This is a genomic window from Microvirga calopogonii (assembly GCF_003347665.1).
In the GTDB taxonomy this organism is placed as follows: Bacteria; Pseudomonadota; Alphaproteobacteria; order Rhizobiales; family Beijerinckiaceae; genus Microvirga; species Microvirga calopogonii.
Map to the genome: position 1 here is coordinate 23,332 of NZ_QDGA01000004.1, position 19,508 is coordinate 42,839.

General features: G+C 62.4%; 16 protein-coding genes. 8 read left to right on the plus strand and 8 right to left on the minus strand.

The features are described from left to right. Positions 1–825 (minus strand): chromate resistance protein ChrB domain-containing protein, encoded by an 825-nt coding sequence (locus DDF70_RS05795; protein ID WP_114943923.1) that lies wholly within the window; start codon positions 823–825, stop codon positions 1–3. Positions 826–962: 137 nt separating this feature from the next. Then, entirely contained in the window at positions 963–1,751 is a 789-nt protein-coding gene (locus DDF70_RS05800; RefSeq protein ID WP_114943924.1) for an LOG family protein, read from the minus strand. A 365-nt stretch (positions 1,752–2,116) separates the two neighbouring features. On the opposite strand from DDF70_RS05800, the gene DDF70_RS05805 reads away from it, so the two are divergent. The 3 genes from DDF70_RS05805 (at position 2,117) to DDF70_RS05815 (ending at position 5,993) form a co-directional block, all read left to right on the plus strand. Next, complete coding sequence (locus DDF70_RS05805) at positions 2,117–3,313, plus strand: fumarylacetoacetate hydrolase family protein (protein WP_114944125.1); 1,197 nt, start codon at positions 2,117–2,119, stop codon at positions 3,311–3,313. 2 nt (positions 3,314–3,315) lie between these two features. After that, on the plus strand, positions 3,316–4,791 hold the full coding sequence (locus DDF70_RS05810; RefSeq protein ID WP_114943925.1) for an aldehyde dehydrogenase family protein: 1,476 nt from the start codon (positions 3,316–3,318) through the stop codon (positions 4,789–4,791). Positions 4,792–5,207: 416 nt separating this feature from the next. Further along, the gene (locus DDF70_RS05815; protein ID WP_114943926.1) at positions 5,208–5,993 is read left to right on the plus strand and encodes a CYTH domain-containing protein; all 786 of its coding nucleotides are present in this window, start codon (positions 5,208–5,210) and stop codon (positions 5,991–5,993) included. A 60-nt stretch (positions 5,994–6,053) separates the two neighbouring features. Here DDF70_RS05815 and DDF70_RS05820 read toward each other — a convergent pair whose 3' ends face one another. From DDF70_RS05820 to DDF70_RS05830, 3 genes are read right to left on the minus strand one after another with little or no spacing between them, the layout of a single operon-like run. Next, the gene (locus DDF70_RS05820; RefSeq protein ID WP_114943927.1) at positions 6,054–6,890 is read right to left on the minus strand and encodes a lytic transglycosylase domain-containing protein; all 837 of its coding nucleotides are present in this window, start codon (positions 6,888–6,890) and stop codon (positions 6,054–6,056) included. 54 nt (positions 6,891–6,944) lie between these two features. Beyond that, positions 6,945–7,412, minus strand: coding sequence for a hypothetical protein (locus tag DDF70_RS05825; RefSeq protein WP_114943928.1), 468 nt, complete (start codon positions 7,410–7,412; stop codon positions 6,945–6,947). Between the two features lie 6 nt (positions 7,413–7,418). Continuing rightward, positions 7,419–7,772, minus strand: a complete 354-nt coding sequence (locus tag DDF70_RS05830; protein WP_114944126.1) for a DUF6152 family protein — start codon at positions 7,770–7,772, stop codon at positions 7,419–7,421. 186 nt (positions 7,773–7,958) lie between these two features. Here DDF70_RS05830 and DDF70_RS05835 point away from each other — a divergent pair, with 186 nt between their 5' ends. After that, the gene (locus DDF70_RS05835; RefSeq protein WP_114943929.1) at positions 7,959–8,258 is read left to right on the plus strand and encodes an HlyU family transcriptional regulator; all 300 of its coding nucleotides are present in this window, start codon (positions 7,959–7,961) and stop codon (positions 8,256–8,258) included. A gap of 214 nt (positions 8,259–8,472) precedes the next feature. Further along, positions 8,473–10,188, plus strand: coding sequence for a catalase (locus tag DDF70_RS05840; protein WP_114943930.1), 1,716 nt, complete (start codon positions 8,473–8,475; stop codon positions 10,186–10,188). 2 nt (positions 10,189–10,190) lie between these two features. Here DDF70_RS05840 and DDF70_RS05845 read toward each other — a convergent pair whose 3' ends face one another. From DDF70_RS05845 to DDF70_RS05855, 3 genes are all read right to left on the minus strand, one after another. Further along, a complete protein-coding gene (locus DDF70_RS05845; protein ID WP_114943931.1) occupies positions 10,191–11,105 on the minus strand; it encodes a YihY/virulence factor BrkB family protein in 915 nt (304 codons plus the stop codon). Positions 11,106–11,189: 84 nt separating this feature from the next. Then, complete coding sequence (locus DDF70_RS05850) at positions 11,190–12,950, minus strand: hypothetical protein (protein ID WP_114943932.1); 1,761 nt, start codon at positions 12,948–12,950, stop codon at positions 11,190–11,192. Between the two features lie 20 nt (positions 12,951–12,970). Continuing rightward, entirely contained in the window at positions 12,971–14,035 is a 1,065-nt protein-coding gene (locus DDF70_RS05855) for an NAD(P)-dependent alcohol dehydrogenase (protein ID WP_114944127.1), read from the minus strand. 581 nt (positions 14,036–14,616) lie between these two features. Here DDF70_RS05855 and DDF70_RS05860 point away from each other — a divergent pair. The 3 genes from DDF70_RS05860 to DDF70_RS05870 are packed head-to-tail and all read left to right on the plus strand — an operon-like array spanning position 14,617 to position 19,438. Beyond that, on the plus strand, positions 14,617–16,563 hold the full coding sequence (locus DDF70_RS05860; RefSeq protein WP_114944128.1) for a PrkA family serine protein kinase: 1,947 nt from the start codon (positions 14,617–14,619) through the stop codon (positions 16,561–16,563). Between the two features lie 29 nt (positions 16,564–16,592). Then, entirely contained in the window at positions 16,593–17,897 is a 1,305-nt protein-coding gene (locus DDF70_RS05865) for a YeaH/YhbH family protein (RefSeq protein ID WP_114943933.1), read from the plus strand. Further along, a complete protein-coding gene (locus DDF70_RS05870; RefSeq protein ID WP_114943934.1) occupies positions 17,894–19,438 on the plus strand; it encodes a SpoVR family protein in 1,545 nt (514 codons plus the stop codon). The genes DDF70_RS05865 and DDF70_RS05870 overlap by 4 nt, the downstream gene beginning before the upstream one ends. Positions 19,439–19,508: the final 70 nt, after the last annotated feature.

Here is a 19,508-nt window from a genome sequence, read left to right on the forward strand (position 1 = left end):
TCAGATCTCCAGCTTCTTCGAGGGCCAGTTATGGGTTTCATCAGTTGCATCCCGACACCAGCGATAGAAGGCATCGTAGAGCAGAAGCCCGGCTTCGAGCTGGGCAAGATCGTCCGCATACATCCGCGACAGGCCTAAAGAGGCGGCGAGCAGGCCGGGCACCTCCGGAGCCAGATCGAGCCGTGCCGTATCGGCTCCCCTGACGATGGTTGCGAGGTGCTTCAGAGGCTCGGTGGAAAGGCCGAATTCTTCGACCATGATGTCGAAGGTGCAAAGTTCGCCACGATGGCTCCAGAATACTCCTTCGCCTTCGATGTCGAACGGTGTGGCCGAAAAGCGTTCCGCCACGCCCTGGACTTCGGAGGTCGGGACGAACAAGAAAACGGCATCGGGGTCGACGAAGCGGCGGATCAACCAGGGGCAGGCGATCCGGTCGATCTTGGGCCGCGACCGCGTCACCCAGATGGTTCGCCCTTGGCAATCACGTGGTGGAACCCGGTCGGCCGGTACCATAGGCAGACCGGCCTGCGCCCAGGCCAACGTTCCGCCTTCAAGGGAGTCTGCCGCCGATCCGGCATGGCGCAGCCAGGCGGCCGCCCCATGGCTGAGCTTCAGGCCTTTTTGGCAGATCACGACAGCAGGCTGTCCATCAAGCTCATGAGACCAATCGGTGACGGCGTCGAATGATCTGCGCCTGGAGCCGGGGATCAGGCGGGGATCGTCATCGAAGTCCTCATCAGTGCGCACATCGATGAGGAGAGGGCATTTGGGCGTGCCGATGAGACGCGCAAGTTTTTCAGGCGAGATGGTGTTGAATGACGACATGGTTGCATCCGTAAAGGTTCAGAGCGGATGCGATGCTTGGGCATGTCGCCTCGTGGGGAGATCGCGGTCCCCATGAGACCAATCACAATTCAAGCCCCGGTTTTTGTCAAATCAATTCGACAGGATGCCCAACCTTGCTAGAGCTCCGCATCAGGCTTCCGTTCCAGAGTCTGCACGATGAGGCCGTTATCGATGAGGGTTTGCCACACATCCTCCGCGGTCTCGGCAAAGTTCACGAGCCTGCGGTCACTCTCACTCACCATGCCGTGTTCGAGCAGCGCATCGAACTTGATCACCGATTGCCAATAGGCTCGGTCGAAGAGGACGATCGGCAGGGGAGGCGCCTTGCCGGTCTGGCGCAAGGTCAGGAGCTCGAACAATTCATCGAGGGTGCCGAATCCGCCGGGGAACACCACCAGGGCATTGGCCCGCATCGCCAGATGCATCTTGCGCATGGCGAAGTAGTGGAAACGGAACGTCAGGTCCGGGGTCGAATAGGCATTGGGCTCCTGCTCGTGGGGCAGGGTGATGTTGAAGCCGATGGAGGGAGCACCGACGTCGAATGCTCCCCTGTTGGCCGCCTCCATGATGCCCGGGCCGCCGCCGGTGGCGATCACGTTGTCCCGCTTGCCGCCGTTGTCGGTCAGGGCACCGCCGCGCTGTGATGCAAGGGCCCCGAAGGCGCGAGCCTGTCCGTACCAGAACGGATGCTTTCCAGGACCGTTCTCCCGCACGCGGGCGCTGCCGAAAACGACGATGGTCGAGCGCACCCCCCAGATCCGCAGGCTGTCCTCCGCCTTGGCGTATTCCAGCATGAACCGGACACCCCGCATGGAATCACCCAGGAGAAAATCCTGATCCATCGCGGCCAGCCTGTAGGACGGCGAGGCGATATTGGCCGCGTTCGAAGGCTTGTCGTCGTTCATGAAGGAAACTCCTTGGGCCCAGGCCCCGCACAAAGCACACTTTCAAGGCCGGGTTAACTCTCCTTTTTCCGGACGGATCCGCAAATGGCTCTCAGGGGGCTGACGGCTCCGCGGGCTCGAACGTCGTGACCAGGATGCGAAATGGGTGAGAGCGCGGGGTTACTCTTTCCCCGCCCGAAGACGGAGAATGTCATTTTCCCTATGGCCCCTTGCGCCCCGACGGTTATATCAAGGACGCAAAGCGCGTCGTGCGGACCCCGGTTCCGCACCGAACCATGCGCAATGACAAGGGGGCATCGGACCCGTTGGGCCGGTGCTCTGGGGAAACGACGCTGAACAGCGAAACGGAAAGCGAGCGCCAGCCGATGGATCACCTGTCTTCGACGAACATAGCCCGTATTCTGCCGACGGATGGGTTCCAAGGCGCCCTTGTCGGACGTGTGTGGCGTCCCGGCATAGGACCCTCGGTCGTGGCGGTGAGGAAGGACGGCCTCTTCGACATCTCCGCCACCTGCTCCACGGTCAGCGGCCTGGCCGCCCTGGACGATCCGGCGGGCGTCCTGAAGGCCGCCAAAGGCGAGCGTGTCGGGTCTCTGGAAGAGATTGCCGGCAATACGTCCCCCGATCGTCGGGATCCGTCGAAGCCGTGGCTGCTCGCCCCCATCGACCTCCAGGTCGTCAAGGCGGCCGGCGTCACCTTCGCGGTTTCCATGCTGGAGCGTGTCATCGAGGAACGGGCCCGGGGCGATGCCAGCGCGGCCGCGGCCATTCGGGCCGAGGTTCTGCGCCTCGTCGGCGACGACCTGAGCCGTCTCAAGCCGGGCTCGCCCGAAGCCATGGCCCTGAAGGAGGTTCTCGTCGCCCAGGGAGCCTGGAGCCAGTATCTGGAGGTGGGCATCGGACCTGATGCGGAGGTCTTCACCAAGGCTCCGACCCTCTCGGCCGTGGGGGCGTTCATGGATGCGGGCCTGCATCCCAAATCCACCTGGAACAATCCCGAACCCGAGGTGGTGATCATCGTTACCGCCGAAGGCAAGATCGTCGGCGCGACGTTGGGCAACGACGTGAACCTTCGCGATTTCGAGGGCCGCTCGGCGCTGCTCCTCTCGAAGGCGAAGGACAACAACGCGTCCTGCTCGGTCGGTCCGTTCATCCGGTTCTTCGACGAGACCTTCTCCCTCGACGATGTCCGCCGGACCGACGTGACGCTGACCGTGGAGGGCGAGGACGGGTTCAGGCTCGAAGGTTCGTCCTCGATCACCAAGATCAGCCGCGATCCCGAGGATCTCGTCGCGCAGACGGTCGGCACTCACCATCAGTATCCGGACGGGTTCGCCCTGTTCCTTGGAACGATGTTCGCTCCCACGCAGGACCGGGACGATGCCGGCATGGGCTTCACGCATAAGCGCGGCGACATCGTCACCATTGCGGCGCCCAAGCTTGGGGCGCTCGTGAACCGCATGAAGCCGAGCTCCGAATGCGAGCCGTGGACCTTCGGCCTTGCAGCTTTCATGTCGAACCTGGCCCAGCGGGGCCTTCTCAACACCAGACAGGCAGGTTAACGATGACGAAGAACTATATTGCCGGCGAGTGGATCTCAGCCACGGACGCCTCGGCGAACATCAACCCGTCCAACACGACCGACGTGGTCGGCGAGTACGCCCGCGCGTCCGCGGCCGAGGCGGAGCGTGCCATTGCCGCCGCCTACGATGCCTTCCCGGCCTGGTCGCGCTCCACGATCCAGCAGCGTCACGATATCCTCAAGGCTGTCGGGGACGAGATCCTGGCCCGCAAGGAAGAGCTTGGCCGCCTGCTCTCCCGCGAGGAGGGCAAAACCCTGCCGGAGGGCATCGGCGAGGTCACCCGCGCGGCGCAGATCTTCCTGTTCTTCTCCGGCGAGTGCCTGCGCATGGCCGGCGAGAAGGTGCCGTCCGTGCGGCCCTTCATCGACGTGGAGATCACCCGTGAGCCGGTGGGCGTCGTCGGCCTGATCACGCCCTGGAACTTCCCCATCGCCATTCCGGCCTGGAAGATCGCTCCGGCGCTCGCCTACGGCAACACGGTGGTGTTCAAGCCGGCCGACCTCGTCCCGGGCTCAGCCCATGCGCTGTCCGAGATCATCATCCGCGCCGGCGTGCCGGCGGGCGTGTTCAACCTGGTGATGGGCCGCGGTTCGGTGGTCGGCGAAGCGATGCTCAACAGCCCGAAGGTGTCCGCCATCTCGTTCACCGGTTCGGTGCCGACCGGCCGCAAGGTGGCCCAGACCTGCATCACGGCTGATCCGATGAAGAAGGTTCAGCTCGAGATGGGCGGCAAGAACCCGATGGTCGTGCTCGACGACGCCGACCTGAAGGTGGCGGTGGAATGCGCGGTCAACAGCGCCTTCTTCTCCACCGGCCAGCGCTGCACGGCCTCCTCGCGCCTGATCGTCACCGAGGGCATTCACGACGCGTTCGTCGCCGCCATGCAGGAGCGCATGCAGGGACTGGTCATCGACGATGCCTTGAAGGCCGGCACGCATATCGGCCCGGTCGTCGACCAGAGCCAGCTCGATCAGGATCTCAAGTACATCCGCATCGGCCAGGAGGAAGGCGCCAAGCTGGTCGCCGGCGGCGAGCTGCTGAAGCGCGACACGCCCGGCTTCTACCTGGCGCCGGCTCTGTTCACCGAGGTGAGCAACGAGATGCGCGTGGCCCGCGAGGAGATCTTCGGACCGGTGGCGACCGTTACCCGCGCGAAGAATTATGATGAGGCTCTGGAACTCGCCAACGATACAGAGTTCGGCCTGTCGTCCGGCATCTGCACCACGAGCCTGAAATATGCCTCGCACTTCAAGCGCAATGCGGAAGCCGGCATGGTGATGGTGAACCTGCCGACGGCGGGCGTGGACTACCATGTGCCGTTCGGTGGCCGGAAGGGCTCGTCCTACGGTCCGCGTGAGCAGGGCCGCTACGCGCAGGAGTTCTACACCACGGTGAAGACCGCCTACACATTCGACGGCAACGGCCCTTACGTGCCGAAGACGAAGTCCAGCGAGTAACGCGGTTTCCAGCATGCGTCGCATGGCCCCGGCATCTCGTCGATCGAGATGCCGGGGCCATTAACTTATGTGATAGTTCAACGCGCATAATTGCCGCCTCGCTTCTGCCGGGGCGGCAATCGTGTTTTCGATTTCCGTGGTATCGTCCGAGCTGCTCCGGAGCAGCGTTAACTTTATCGACAAAACTCAGGCAGCTTTTGGTACCATGCATTGAACTTTGCCATGGGAACGCCATCATAGGCTATCAAGAGAACCGGTACTTACAGGCTCGAAATCCTGCAGTGGTAAACGTTGTTGCATTCAAATCGAAGCTTAACGGCGTAGAGATTTGAATTGCAGTTTCGTTCTATTGAAAATGGATGCTGCTAGTTCTGCGAGCCGGTGAGCGGCACTCCATCAATAGTAGAGAACTTAATATGGTTACTTCCAGACGTTATCTCATTGCTTCTTCGCTTGCGCGTCTGATCCGCAAGGAGAGGGGAGGCAATCGTGTCACGGAAGGCCACTTCCCCAATCAGGCCGATCGCAGCTCCTTCGTGGTGGTGGAAGGCGACAAGGGTAGCCTTGTTCTGCTTCATTCGGGGTCAAACGGGCCGATCGAAGAGCGCACCGAAGTGCCGCGAGCCCACGCCGAGGCTCTTCTCGACGTGACGCCCGGCAAGCTCGACTACCTGCTCACCCATCTCACCGTCGGCACGCGCGACATCCAGATCGTCCGCTTCGTCACACCGGGACCGCTGGACCTGATCTCCGTTCCGTTCGAGAGTGAGGAAGAGGCCAGAGATTTCCGTCCCCTGTCGTGGTTCGGCTCGGATGTCACGACGGAAGTGGCTTACCAGAATCGGTCCATCGCCCTGGAAGGAGCGCCTCAAGCTCCCGATGTCCCGATGTCGAACGCCGCCCTCAACAGCCTGCTCGACACGCTTGAGAATCGCTATTCCACGCCACGTGGTTATACACCGCACGCACCTGCGCGAAGCCCGGTTGAAGCCGGAGCTGGACAGCGCAATGCGCCGCCGGCTCCCGCGCAGAGTGGTGAAAGAACGGCGCAGCCGCAACGGGGCGTTCTGTCCAGGCCTGCTGCCGCGGCCGATGCGGATCTCGGGGATGACGAAGCTGGCGATGACAATGATCTGAACCTCAACATCGAGGACAATGTCATCCGCGAGCTGGCCCGTTCGCTGCGGCCTCAGCGTCGCTGATCGTCGCTCCAGACGGATTTACGTTCAAGAGCCTGCATCATTCCCGTGGTGCAGGCTTTTTCAGCTCGGCAGGACGATGCAGCTGCCGCCTGCCGTGCGAATGTTGCGGCACAATTGCTCGGCCGCCTGCCGCGTTTCAGCCGGCGCACGGACGCGATAGAAAGTGCGCGTCCCGCGATAACGTAGCCGCGTTCCGATGATCATCGGGCGGACGTCCTTCAGGAGAGAAGCATAGGCTTGGCTCGTTCGCCTGAAAGTGGCGAGAGCCTGCTCCTTCGAGAAGTTTCCTGCGAGCTGAACGCCCCAAGGAGCGAAGGGAGCCTCGATGGTGTCGCTACGTCCGGGAATGCGCAGAGTGGCGACGATCTGCTGGCAGGTCTGCCCTGATGAATCCCAATCGGCCTTCTTACGCTCCTTGGCATCGGCGGCCCAATCCTCGGCGGATCGGCCCGTGACGGCAATGACGTAGTTTCTGGTCTCGATGGGCAACCCTCCCTGGCCGGCGAGCCATGAGGTCACCCGCGCAGGTCCTCCATTATAGGCGGCTGCCGCGAGGCCCAGATTGCCGAACTGCTCCGACAGATGCGCGATGAACTCGGCGGCCTTGGGAATTGCCTGTTCGGGGTCGAAAGGGTCGGTCAATCCCCGTTCCCGGGCGGTTCCAGGCATGAACTGGGCGATACCTTGTGCGCCCGCAGGGCTGACGACATTGGGTCGGAACGAGCTTTCCTGCCAGATCAGTTTGGTGAGGAGATCGTGGGGGATTCGCTGATTGCGCGCGGCGCCCTCGATCAACCGGCAGAGGGCCTGCCCGACACTCTCGGACGATGTTCCAGGATTGGCCATCGCGGTGCCGCAGCAGAGAAAAATTCCGCAAAGCGCCAGCCGGAAGCGCATGAAGGACCCCGCTCGGAAAACTGAGAAGCAAACGAATGAAAGCGACGTGCCAAGCTAGAGATAGGCGATCATTCGTCCTGCCAAGAGCACAATGATCCAGGCGATGAGAGAAACAATCGCGTAGATGCGAGCCTCCGTCGGTAGAGCGGCCGTCCGCAGCACCTTTCCGAAACGGAGATGAAAGAGCGCGACATTGGCGAGCCCCAGCGCAATGAAGCCGAGCTTCACGTAGAAGGCAGGATTGACGCCGAGCGAACGCGCCTCTGCCGCGAGGAGAATGGCCCCGGTCGGGAGCTGGAGTGCCAACCCGGCGGCGGCGAGCGGAATGGCATAGCGTCCGACCTCCCATGCACGCTTGCCGTGCTCTGCTAGAACCTTCAGGTCGAAGACTGCAATGCCGCCGACCACGAAGGCAGAACCGAGAACGTGGAGGAGATTAGCGACCGTATAGAGCCAAGCGGAATGACGCCCTGCATGGCCAAGCCAGGAGCTCTCCAACGCGGCAAGCAGATCGAGATACATAACGGCCTACCGCAGTTCGTATGTCTTGCCGCTGACGACGATCCTCTCGGCTCTCAGCTCCGTCTCGTTGCGCGTGGATGGATAGCCGTCAAGCCTGACCTGGGTTCCGGGCTTGATCATGTCGGGGCTCAGGCCGCGTGCGCTCATCCGGAATGGAGGCGCGAGCACCGCCTCCCAGCTCTTTCCCTGAAACGGGATGACCATCATGACATGCGGGTTCTCCCACTCGACCCGCTCGACAGTTCCGGTGATCGTCATGGGGCGGCTCGCATCGTAGCCGCCCCAACCGTGATGGGCGTAGGCGACGCCGCCGGTCAGGAGAGCTCCGGAGATGCATAGTCCGAACAGAGGAAATCTCATGGTGGGGTCCTGTATCTTCAGCCGGAGCATGCGGTCAGATTTCGCCGCAGGAGGCGGGGCGTCAAGCTGCCTGAAGACGGGATTGGTCCCGATCATCGGATCGTGATGGAAGTCCCGAAGATTCGCTCCCCCGCCGTGTCCCGGCTATGCTTCGTCCTTCGAATCAACCCTTGTTCAGGGACAGCGATGGCATCGATCTTGAAGGACCTTTGGAACCGCCTGTCGGGCGGAGGCAATACAGGCGAGCGTGAGGAGCCTGCCGCCGAGGCGGTGGAGTACAAGGGATTTCGCATCCGGCCGGCGCCCTATTCCGCCAAGGGGGGATATCAGACCGCCGGCGTGATCGAGAAGGATTTCGATACCGGCATGAAGGAACACCGGTTCGTGCGGGCCGAGACGCATCCCAGCAAGGATGAAGCCGCCGCGTTCGCGATTGCCAAGGGCAAGCAGATCATCGACGAACAGGGCGACCGGGTCTTCCGTTGAGTAGCGCGGCATCTGCCCGCGTGAAATCGGCTCCCGCGCAACCATTGCGACTTCCGGATGTTGCCTCCGGCAACGTGCTCCCGCCGCAAGCAGCGTTCAATCAGATAATCTGATCATGCCGGTCAGGAATATCGATTGGCGCTGATTGCCCTTCGTCCGTACGATCCGAGTTGGGGGCGTGTCGCTATCAACCGGTCATTCAAGGGAGATCGCCATGGCCAAGAACCCTCACGCGCCGTCGGGAACGTCGGATCAGGTCCTGACGAACAGGCAGGGCCATCCTATCACCAACAACCAGTCCCAGCGCACCGTGGGCAGCCGTGGCCCGGCCACGCTGGAGAACTATCAGTTCCTCGAAAAGATCACCCATTTCGACCGCGAGCGCATCCCGGAGCGGGTTGTCCATGCCCGCGGCTTCGTGTGCTATGGCGAACTCGAGGTGACCGGCAAGATCGGCGACGAGCCGGCGTCGAAATATACCCGCGCCAAGCTGTTCCAGACTGCCGGCAAGAAGACGCCGCTGGCCATCCGCTTCTCGACCGTGATCGGTGGTCGTGATTCCTCGGAAGTGGCACGTGATCCGCGCGGCTTCGCAGTGAAATTCTATACCGAGGACGGCAACTGGGATCTCGTCGGCAACAATCTGGCAGTCTTCTTCATACGCGATGCCGTCAAGTTTCCAGATGTCATCCACTCCCTGAAGCCGGATCCCGTCACCTTCCGCCAGGAGCCGAACCGCATCTTCGACTTCATGAGCCAGACGCCCGAATCCATGCACATGCTGACCCATCTGTTCAGCCCACGCGGCATTCCGGCGAGCTATCGGCATATGGAGGGCTTTGGCGTCAACACCTACAAGATGGTCAATGCCCAAGGCGAGACCGTGCTGGTCAAGTACCACTTCCATCCCCGCTGCGGATTGGCGAGCCTGACGGCGGAGGAGGCCGCCAAGGTGCAGGGGCAGGATCTCGGCTCGGCCTCGAAGGATCTCTACGAAGCCATCGAGCGCGGCGAGCATCCCCAATGGGACATGTACGTGCAGATCATGGAAGACCATGATCATCCGGAACTCGACTGGGACCCGTTGGACGACACCAAGATCTGGCCGGAGAAGGATTTCCCCCTGCGGCACGTGGGCGTCATGACCCTGAATCGCAATGTGGAGGATCACTTCAACGAGAACGAACAGATCGCCATGGGTACCGGCGTTCTTGTGGACGGGCTCGATTTCTCGGACGACAAGATGCTGGTGGGCCGGACCTTTTCCTATTCCGATACCCAGCGCTACCGCGTCGGCACGAACTACCTGCAACTGCCGGTGAACCAGGCCAAGAATGCCAAGGTCTCGACCAACCTGAATGGCGGGCAGATGTCCTACCGCCGCGATCTCGCCCCTGGCCAGAACCCGCACATCAACTTCGAACCGTCGATCCATAACGGCCTGCATGAATCGCCCCGCGAGGAGCCCAACAATCCTCCGGAGATCCGCGGTCGGCTGACACGCAGCGTGATCGAACGGCGCAACGACTACATCCACGCCCGGGGCCGCTACTGCACCATGATGGATTGGGAGCGCGACGATCTCGTCCTCAACCTGGGCGCGCTTCTGGGCCAGTGCGAGCGGGACGTGCAGGAGCGCATGGTGTGGCATCTTCTCCTGATCCATGACGATTACGGAACCCGTGTCGGCGAGATGCTGGGCATCAAGCCTGAAGACGTGAAGCATCTCCAGCCGCTGTCGAAGCAGGTCCTCACCGACGAGGACAAGCGCCGCCTGCAGAATCTCGGCAGGAACGGCGACAAGATCGACCCGACCGTATGGGGTCAGTGGACGAGCTCCGTAAAGAACTACAAGGCCTCGGCCGAGGAGGTGCTGGGCGGCATGCGCGACGTGCCGACGGAGCCGGCAGCGCGTCAGGCGGCCGAATAGGCTCAGGCCATGGTCGAAGGGGAACGGGTCGGGACCTCCCGGCCCGTTTCCGTTTCGAGTTCCGGGGACCGCCCCTGACCCCGGCTTCCACGGCTCTCGGCATAGGCCTTCGTGAATTCGGCCCCGAAGAGCAAGATCAGGGACGAGTAGTAGATCCAGAGCAGGATCGTGATGATGGAGGCGGCGGCGCCGTAGCTCGACGCGACGTTGCTCTTGCCGAGATAGTACCCGATCAGGAACTTGCCGATGGTGAACAGGAGGGCGGTCACCAGGGAGCCGGTCCACACGTCGCTCCATCTCAGGTCCACGGCCGGCAGCATCTTGAACATCATCGCGAACAGGAGCGTCGCGATGGCGAATGCCACGAGGCTGTTCAGGAAGCGCAGGATGATCGTCGCGCCCGAGAAATTGGACTCGAGATAATGTCCGATCGCCGTCAATCCCGTGTCGATGACCAGCGACACGAGCAGCAGGAAGCCGATCCCCAGAATCAACGCGAGGCTGACGAGCCGCGTGCGGACGAAGTCCAGGATCCCGTAGCTCGCGGGCGGTTTCGCCTTCCAGATGATGTTCAGGTCGTCCTGGAGCTCGACGACAGCGCCAGTTACCAGGAGAAGAAACGTCACGATGCCGATCGTACTGCCGATGAGGCCTGAGCCCACATTGCTGGCGCTCGCGATCATGGCCTCGAGAGCGGAAGCCTCTTTGCTCCCGATCAACCCCCCAAGCTCCCCGACGATGGCGCCCTGCGCGGCCTCACGCCCGAAGGCCAGCCCGGCAACGGCAATGGCGGCGAGCAGCATCGGGGCGAGGGAGAAGACGGTGAAGAAGGCAATGGACGCGCCGAGGCTCATGGCGCGGTCGTTCCACCAGCCCGCGAATGCCACCTTCAAGAGCCGCCAAGTGTCGGAGAACATCCAGGGACCGATTCTGCCGGGCGGGCCGGCATGGTGAATGTGTTGCCTTGGCCGTTAACGGACAGGAACTTTCCCTTGTTCCTGTTAAGATTGAAATCCGAGGCCCAAGCTTTGATGTCGCCGCAGAAGCTGTCCATAGCGGCCTGCCGCCCTGCGCAGACGGGCCTCTTCCCCGCCCCCGAGCGAGCCTGCGGCCATGAGGTGGGCGCCCAGGTGGAAGGCGCAATAGCAGGGAAGCAGAAATGCCAGCAGTTCGTGGGAAACAGGATGCCCGCTCTCCCGTTCGACAGCGGCGCAGAGCCGGGCGGTTTCCGGTCCAGACAGCTCCAATTCGACGACTGCTCCGGCGATATCCCAGGCGATGTCCTGATGACCGATCAGATCGTGGGCGGCGCTGTGGTCCAGGGCATCGGCCTTAATGAGACGGTTGCCGGATACCAGCCATTCCCACGCATGCATCCGGTTGTCGGACCAGACCCGGCGGACCTTGCCTTCGAGGCCGCTCGCAGGCGGCAGGGACAGGTCCAGGATCGCCCCGGCGTCGTCTCCTAAGGCCTGCTGAGCATTGTAGACTGCCATGTGGCGCAATTCGTCCAACGAGGCGCCCGGATGTCCTGCGGCAGGATAGTGGCGTGCGCGATAGCCCAGATAGGCTCCCATCCGCTCGATCAGGAGGTCTCGGTCGAAGGCTATCTGATCGAGGCCTCGCGCATCCTCATGCCAGCCTTGCACGAGAAAGCCATGGCGCAAGCCCACGGCAGCCGGCGCGAACCCCGCCTCGTGCAGATGCCGGGCCATCCGGAGTTTCCTGGCTCCGATCTCTCCCAGGCCTGTGAATCTTACCAGCCAGGATGCGCCCTTGGCCCGTGCCAGGAATTTCCTACGCTCCTGCTGGAGATTGGACGGCGGCCAGCACGCTTCGTCCTGGTAGCGACGCCGACGCCATTCCCCGCCCGATATATCCTCGAGAGGGCCATCCAGCGGTCCGACGAGGTCTTCCACCCAGGCCTCAAGGCGATGAGGGGGCCCCCCGCCAAGCAGGAGGCTGTCCATGGTGCGGACGTGGCGCGGAGCCTCGCTCCATCGCTCCCGGTGACGGAGGCTGGCCTGAGGCCCGAGCGTGCCCTCGTGACTTGGGAAGAAGTGAATCCTCCTGCGTGGAACGCCGGCCTCCTCCAGCCAGTCGGCAATGGCCCCGAACGAACTCCCGGACAGGCCGGGACCTTCGTCGACGATGGCGAACGCCCCGTTCCGATCTGTCAGTTTCTTCGCAAGCCCCGGGTCCACCTTCACCTCCCGCCGGAAAGGATGGCCCGTGGGACGAAGGGTGAAAGGTGGGGAAGCCCCGATGGCGGCCGCCACGAGGGCGCTGAGGCCCGTGCCGATGCTGCGGATGCCGATGACCTGGGTATCGGCGCCCAACCCCGAAGCTCTGGCGGCTTCCAGATAGCTTTCCGGATAAAGGGCGTAGAATGCGTAGCCTTCCGCCTGCTTGACGTGGATCCTCCGCGAGGGATCGAAGCTGAGAAGCTTATCGAGGAGTTCACGTGGCAGGGAGCCGTCCCTGAACCCACTTCGCCATGATCGATCGACAGCTTCGGCCAGAAGAGAAAGGCATTGCATGCCGTTCCGATGGACGGTCGAAAGCGTATCGACGCGGAGCTCATGAAACTCGGCGTCGATAAGCCCCTGGACCAGTTCACCGGTGTCGACGAAAGCCGTCACCAATGTCCCATGCCGCGCGATTCCGGGCGGCATGGAATTGATCTCCGACAGGGTGTCCGCGATAGCGGCCTGCTTGGCGCCTACCGTTACGGAATGTTCCACGTCGCCGTAGACCAGCATGGTGATGCGCGCTGCCCCGCTTACGCTGCCGCCTCCTGCTTCAGCGAGGCCATGTCGATGACGAAGCGGTATCTCACGTCGCTTTTCAGCATCCGCTCATAGGCCTCGTTGATCTTCTGGATCGGGATGATCTCGATCTCGGAGGTGATGCCGTGCTGGGCGCAGAAATCGAGCATCTCCTGGGTCTCGGCGATGCCGCCGATCAAGGAGCCGGCAAGCTGGCGCCGCTTCATGATCAGGTTGAATACGGTCGTGGCCGGATGCGGCTCTGCCGGGGCGCCGACGAGCACCATGGCGCCATCGCGGGCGAGCAGCACGAGGTAGCTGTCCAGGTCATGCGGGGCGGCGACGGTGTCGAGGATGAAATCGAAGCTGTTCACGTGCTCCTGCATGGCTTCGGGATCCCGTGAGACGACCACTTCGTGGGCTCCCAGGGCGAGCGCGTCCTCCCGCTTGTTGGGCGAGGTGGTGAACAGCACCACGTGCGCGCCCATGGCCCGTGCGAGCTTGACGGCCATGTGGCCCAGGCCGCCGAGGCCGACAACGCCCACCTTGTGTCCGGGCTGCACACGCCAGCGGCGCAGGGGGGAATAGGTGGTAATCCCTGCACATAAAAGAGGCGCCGCGGCGGCGAGGTCCATGCCCTCGGGCACCTTCAGGACGAAGCTCTCATCGACGACGATGCTGTCGGAATAGCCGCCATAGGTATTGGCACCCGTGCCCTGCTCGGGGCCGTTATAGGTGCCGGTGAAGCCGACCTCGCAGTACTGCTCCAAGCCTTCGCGGCAGCTGCGGCAGGTGCGGCAGGAATCGACCATGCAGCCTACGCCGACAAGGTCGCCTTCCTTGAATTTCTGTACGCCCGGTCCGACGCGCGTGACGCGGCCGACGATCTCGTGGCCTGGCACACAGGGATAGAGAGTGCCACCCCATTCTTCACGCGCGGTGTGCAGATCGGAGTGACAGACGCCGCAATAGAGAATTTCGATCTGGACGTCGTTTTCGCGGGGCTCCCGGCGCTCGAAGCTGAAGGGGGCAAGTGGGGTGGCCGCATCCTGGGCGGCATAGCCGAAAGCTTTGATCACGGGAAAGTTCTCCGAGTTCTCGATCGTCGAAAAGAGCAGGTCCTGCCACGGCGCAAGGACACCGAAATGCACTCAAGCGCAACAGACGATAGGTTCGACCGAGCCCGCGTCAACCGATGAACGAGATGTTTGTTCGAGACGTTCTCCCGGCCAGAGACATGGATGCTGTGCCGCTCGTGGATCGGAAGCGGATTCAGCCTCGGTTAAGAACCACCGCGATTAAATGACGGTAACGCTCAATTGATGGGCTGCCTGCGGTTGAAAGCCTTGCAGGAATGCATGGCCGACCACCACATCATGTGCAGGTGGGAATGCGGCACAGTGGATTTTCGGATGGCTGCCAGAAACTTTAGCTTGCTGTCCTGCCCGCAATCCGCGAGGCTAGATGTCGAGGGCGGGCCTATCTTCAAGTCGAACGGGTTGACCCGGACAGAGCCGAACCTGTCACGACCTGCTTTTTATCCCGCCATGACAAAAGGAGTACGCCGCATCATTTGACCGCATCGCGAGTATCGCTGGTCTGAGCAACCTTAGCGGTGCACAATAGTTGTCTCTGAGAGGGATTGGATTTCGGTGGCGCCATGCTTCATTCCGACGACCTGTTCTCGAGTTTCCTGAAGACCTATGAAACCCGCCGCGAGGCGGAGATGTCTCTGGCGGACTACCTGGAAGGGTGCCGCACCGATCCCATGATGTATGCGAGCGCTCCCGAGCGCATCCTGGCGGCCATAGGCGAGCCCCGGCTTGTCGATACGTCGAAGGATGCCCGCCTCGGCCGCATCTTCATGAACCGCACGATCCGGGTTTACCCGGCCTTTTCCGAATTCTACGGCATGGAAGAGACGATCGAGATGATCGTGAGCTTCTTCCGCCATGCCGCCCAAGGACTGGAGGAGCGCAAGCAGATCCTCTACCTGCTCGGCCCCGTTGGAGGCGGAAAATCCTCCCTTGCCGAGCGCCTGAAAGCGCTCATGGAAGTCAACCCGATTTACGTGCTCAAGGCGGGCGACGAGATCAGCCCCGTCTTCGAGAGCCCGCTCGGCCTCTTCGACTCCGAACAGATGGGGCCTATGCTCGAGGAGCGGTACGGCATTCCGCGCCGGCGCCTGACCAACCTGCTCAGCCCCTGGGCGATCAAGCGGCTCGACGAGTTCAAGGGCGACATTTCCAAGTTCCGGGTGGTGAAGATCAGCCCGTCCCGCCTGCGGCAGATCGCCATCGCCAAGACGGAGCCCGGCGACGAGAACAATCAGGACATTTCGTCCCTCGTGGGTAAAGTCGATATCCGCAAGCTCGAGACCCTGTCCCAGGCCGACCCCGACGCCTACAGCTATTCCGGCGGCCTCAACCGCGCCAATCAGGGCATTCTCGAATTCGTCGAGATGTTCAAGGCGCCGATCAAGATGCTGCACCCCCTGCTCACTGCCACGCAGGAGGGGAATTATGTCGGTACCGAGAATATCGGTTCCATCCCGTTCAGCGGCATCATCCTGGCGCATTCCAACGAGGCGGAGTGGCAAACCTTCCGCACCAACAAAAACAACGAGGCCTTCATCGATCGCATCTACGTGATCAAGGTGCCGTACTGCCTGCGGGTCACGGAGGAGCAGAAGATCTATGAGAAGCTGATCCGAGGCTCGGAACTCGCAGGGGCGCCCTGCGCCCCGGCCACGCTGGAAATGCTGGCCCGGTTTTCGGTCCTGTCGCGGTTGCGGGCACACGAGAACTCGAATTTCTACTCGAAGATGCGCGTCTATGATGGCGAGAGCCTGCGCGAAGTCGATCCTCGGGCGCGCAGCCTGCAGGAATACAAGGATTCGGCCGGAGTCGACGAAGGCATGGACGGCGTCTCGACCCGCTTCGCCTTCAAGGTCCTGTCCGCCACGTTCAACCACGATACCATCGAGGTTGCCGCGGATCCGGTCCATCTCATGTACGTGCTCGAACAATCCCTGCGGCGCGAGCAACTGCCGCAGGACATGGAGCGGCGCTATCTGGAGTTCATCAAGGCCGAGCTGGCGCCGCGCTATGCGGATTTCATCGGTCACGAGATCCAGAAGGCCTATCTCGAATCCTACCACGATTACGGCCAGAATCTCTTCGACCGCTATGTCGCCTATGCGGATGCCTGGATCGAGGATCAGGACTTCAAGGATCCCGATACCGGCCAGCTCCTGAACCGGGAGCTCCTGAACCAGGAGCTGACCAAGATCGAGAAGCCCGCCGGCATCGCCAATCCGAAGGATTTCCGCAACGAAGTGGTCAAGTTCTCTCTCCGTGCGCGGGCCGGCAATCAGGGCCGTAACCCGTCCTGGACGAGTTATGAGAAGATCCGGGACGTGATCGAGCGCCGCATGTTCTCGCAGGTGGAGGAGTTGCTGCCCGTGATCAGCTTCGGCTCCAAGAAGGACAGCGAGACCGAGAAGAAGCACGGAGAATTCGTGGAGCGGATGATGGAGCGCGGATACACCGAGCGCCAAGTACGGCGTCTGGTGGAATGGTACATGCGCGTGAAGCAGGCGGGCTGACGGAAGACGGAGGCATATCAGGCGTTCCTATGTACATCATCGACCGGCGCCTCAACCCAGGGGGCAAGAGTCTGGCCAACCGCCAACGTTTTCTGCGCCGAGCCAAGGCGCAGATCCAGCGGGCCGTACGCCAGACCGCAGGCGATCGGGACATCACCGATCTCGAACGGGGAGGGGAGGTCTCGATCCCGGCTGATGGTGTGCGCGAGCCCAGCTTCCGGCGATCCGGTGAGGGCGGAGTGCACGATCACATCCTACCAGGCAACAAGCGCTTCGTGGAAGGCGATACCATCGAACGGCCGCCTGGAGGGGGCGGCAGCGCGGCGGGCGGCGACAGCGGCGAGGGCGAGGACGATTTCCGCTTCGTCCTAACCCGCGACGAGTTTCTCGACCTTTTCCTCGACGATCTGGAATTGCCGGATCTTGCCAAGCGGCGCGTCGCGACGGTGGAGACGCAAGGGGTGCGGCGGGCCGGATATACGGTCACCGGATCCCCCGTAAACCTCGCACTGCTGCGCTCCATGCGCAACGCTCTCTCCCGTCGCATCGCCATGCGGCGGCCGAAATCCGAGGACCTGATCCGCCTTCAGGAGGAGATCGCCCGGCTCGAGGAGCAGGAAGGCCCGTCCGAGCGGCTGACCGCCCTGCGCGAGGAGCTGGAGCAGCTGCAACTGCGGACCAAGCGCTTCCCCTACATCGATCCCATCGACCTGCGCTATCGCCGTTTCGAGCCGGTCTCGAAACCCGTCGCCCAGGCCGTCATGTTCTGCCTCATGGACGTCTCGGGCTCCATGACCGAGCACATGAAGGACCTCGCCAAGCGCTTCTACATGCTGCTCTACATTTTCCTGACGCGGCGCTACAAGCACGTGGAGATCGTCTTCATCCGCCACACCCACGAGGCCAAGGAGGTGGACGAGGAGACCTTCTTCAACAGCCCCGAGACCGGCGGAACAGTGGTGTCCTCGGCCCTGCGCGAAATGCAGCGGATCGTGGAGGAACGCTATTCGCCGGACGCGTGGAACATCTACGCGGCCCAGGCTTCCGACGGCGACAACTCGCCCAACGACGGCACCACCAGCGCCGCCCTGCTGCGGGACGTGATCCTGCCGGTCTGCCAGTACTACGCCTATCTCGAGGTCGGCAGCGACAGCGACCGGATGCAGACCGGGTTCATCAACCATAAGACGTCCCTGTGGCAGACCTACGAGGCGCTCCTGGAGGAGGGAGCGAACCTCGCCATGCGCAAGGTGAACCACCGCCGCGAGATCTATCCGGTCTTCCGCGAGCTCTTCCGCCGGCGCGATGCGGAAGCAGGAGCGAGGGTTCCATGAGCGTGACCCTGCACGATAACCTGCTTTTCCATGGAGCCGACTGGGATTTCGGCACGATCCAGCGCATCCATGACGCCGTCGAGGCCGTCGGAGTCGGCGAGCTGGGGCTCGACGTCTATCCGAACCAGATCGAGGTCATCACCGCCGAGCAGATGCTCGACGCCTATGCGTCGATCGGCATGCCCCTGTTCTACAAGCACTGGTCCTTCGGCAAACGCTTTGCCCTGCATGAATCGAGCTATCGTCAAGGGCTCATGGGCCTAGCCTATGAGATCGTCATCAACTCGAACCCGTGCATCTCCTACATCATGGAGGAGAACTCGGCGACGATGCAGACCCTCGTCATTGCCCACGCGGCCTTCGGCCACAACCATTTCTTCAAGAACAACTACCTGTTCAAGGAATGGACCGACGCGGACGGGATCCTCGATTATCTCGAATTCGCCAAGGGCTACATCACGCGCTGCGAGGAGCGCTACGGACATGCGGCCGTAGAGCGCGTTCTCGATGCTGCCCATGCCCTGATGTCCCACGGCGTGCACCGCTATCCACGCAAGAAGCGCCCTGACCTTCGCTCGGAGGAGCGCCGGGAGCGGGAGCGCCATCTTCACCAGGAGCAGACCTTCAACGACCTGTGGCGCACGGTGCCGACCAAGGGGGCGGCCGCCAAGCCGCAGCTCAGTGAGGAGCGTCGCCGTGCCCTGCTCGAATTGCCGCAGGAAAACATCCTGTATTTTCTGGAAAAGTCGGCGCCGCGCCTACAGCCCTGGCAGCGCGAGATCCTGCGCATCGTGCGCCAGATTGCGCAGTATTTCTACCCGCAGCGCCAGACCAAGGTGATGAACGAGGGCTGCGCCACCTATTGCCATTACCGCATCATGACCCGCCTGCACGAGACGGGGCAGATCAGCGACGGTTCGTTCCTGGAATTCCTGCAGTCGCACACGAACGTGACCCGGCAGCCGGAATTCGACGATCCGCATTACGGCGGCATCAACCCTTATGCCCTCGGCTTCGGCATGATGCAGGACATCGAGCGCATCTGTACCGAGCCGACGGCGGAGGATCGGGACTGGTTCCCCGATATCGCGGGCAGCGGTGACGCCATGGCGGTGCTGCGCGACGTCTGGGCGAACTACCGGGACGAGAGCTTCATCTCGCAATTTCTGAGCCCGCATCTGATCCGGCAATGGCGGATGTTCCATCTCGTCGATGACCCGGAGCGGCCTGAGCTCATGATCGAGGCGATTCATGACGAGCGGGGTTATCGGCGCCTGCGGCGCTCGCTCTCTCGCCATTACGACGTCGGCTGGAGCGATCCCGACATCCAGGTGGTCGATGTGGATCTCGCCGGAGACAGGCGCCTGATCCTGCACCATCACGTCCTCAACCGGACCCTGCTCCACAAGGACGACGCCCAGCGGGTTCTTCAGATGGTGGCCAATCTCTGGGGCTATGCGGTGGTGCTGAAAGAGGTGGAGCCGGCCACCGGGGCGATCTTCCAGGAGCACGTGGCGCACCCACACGAGACCCTCTTCTAAAAAAGATACTTTGACGCAAAAAAGCCTGGGACTCACGCGACCATAGGGTTCCCTGGGCTCGGCCCTGGTT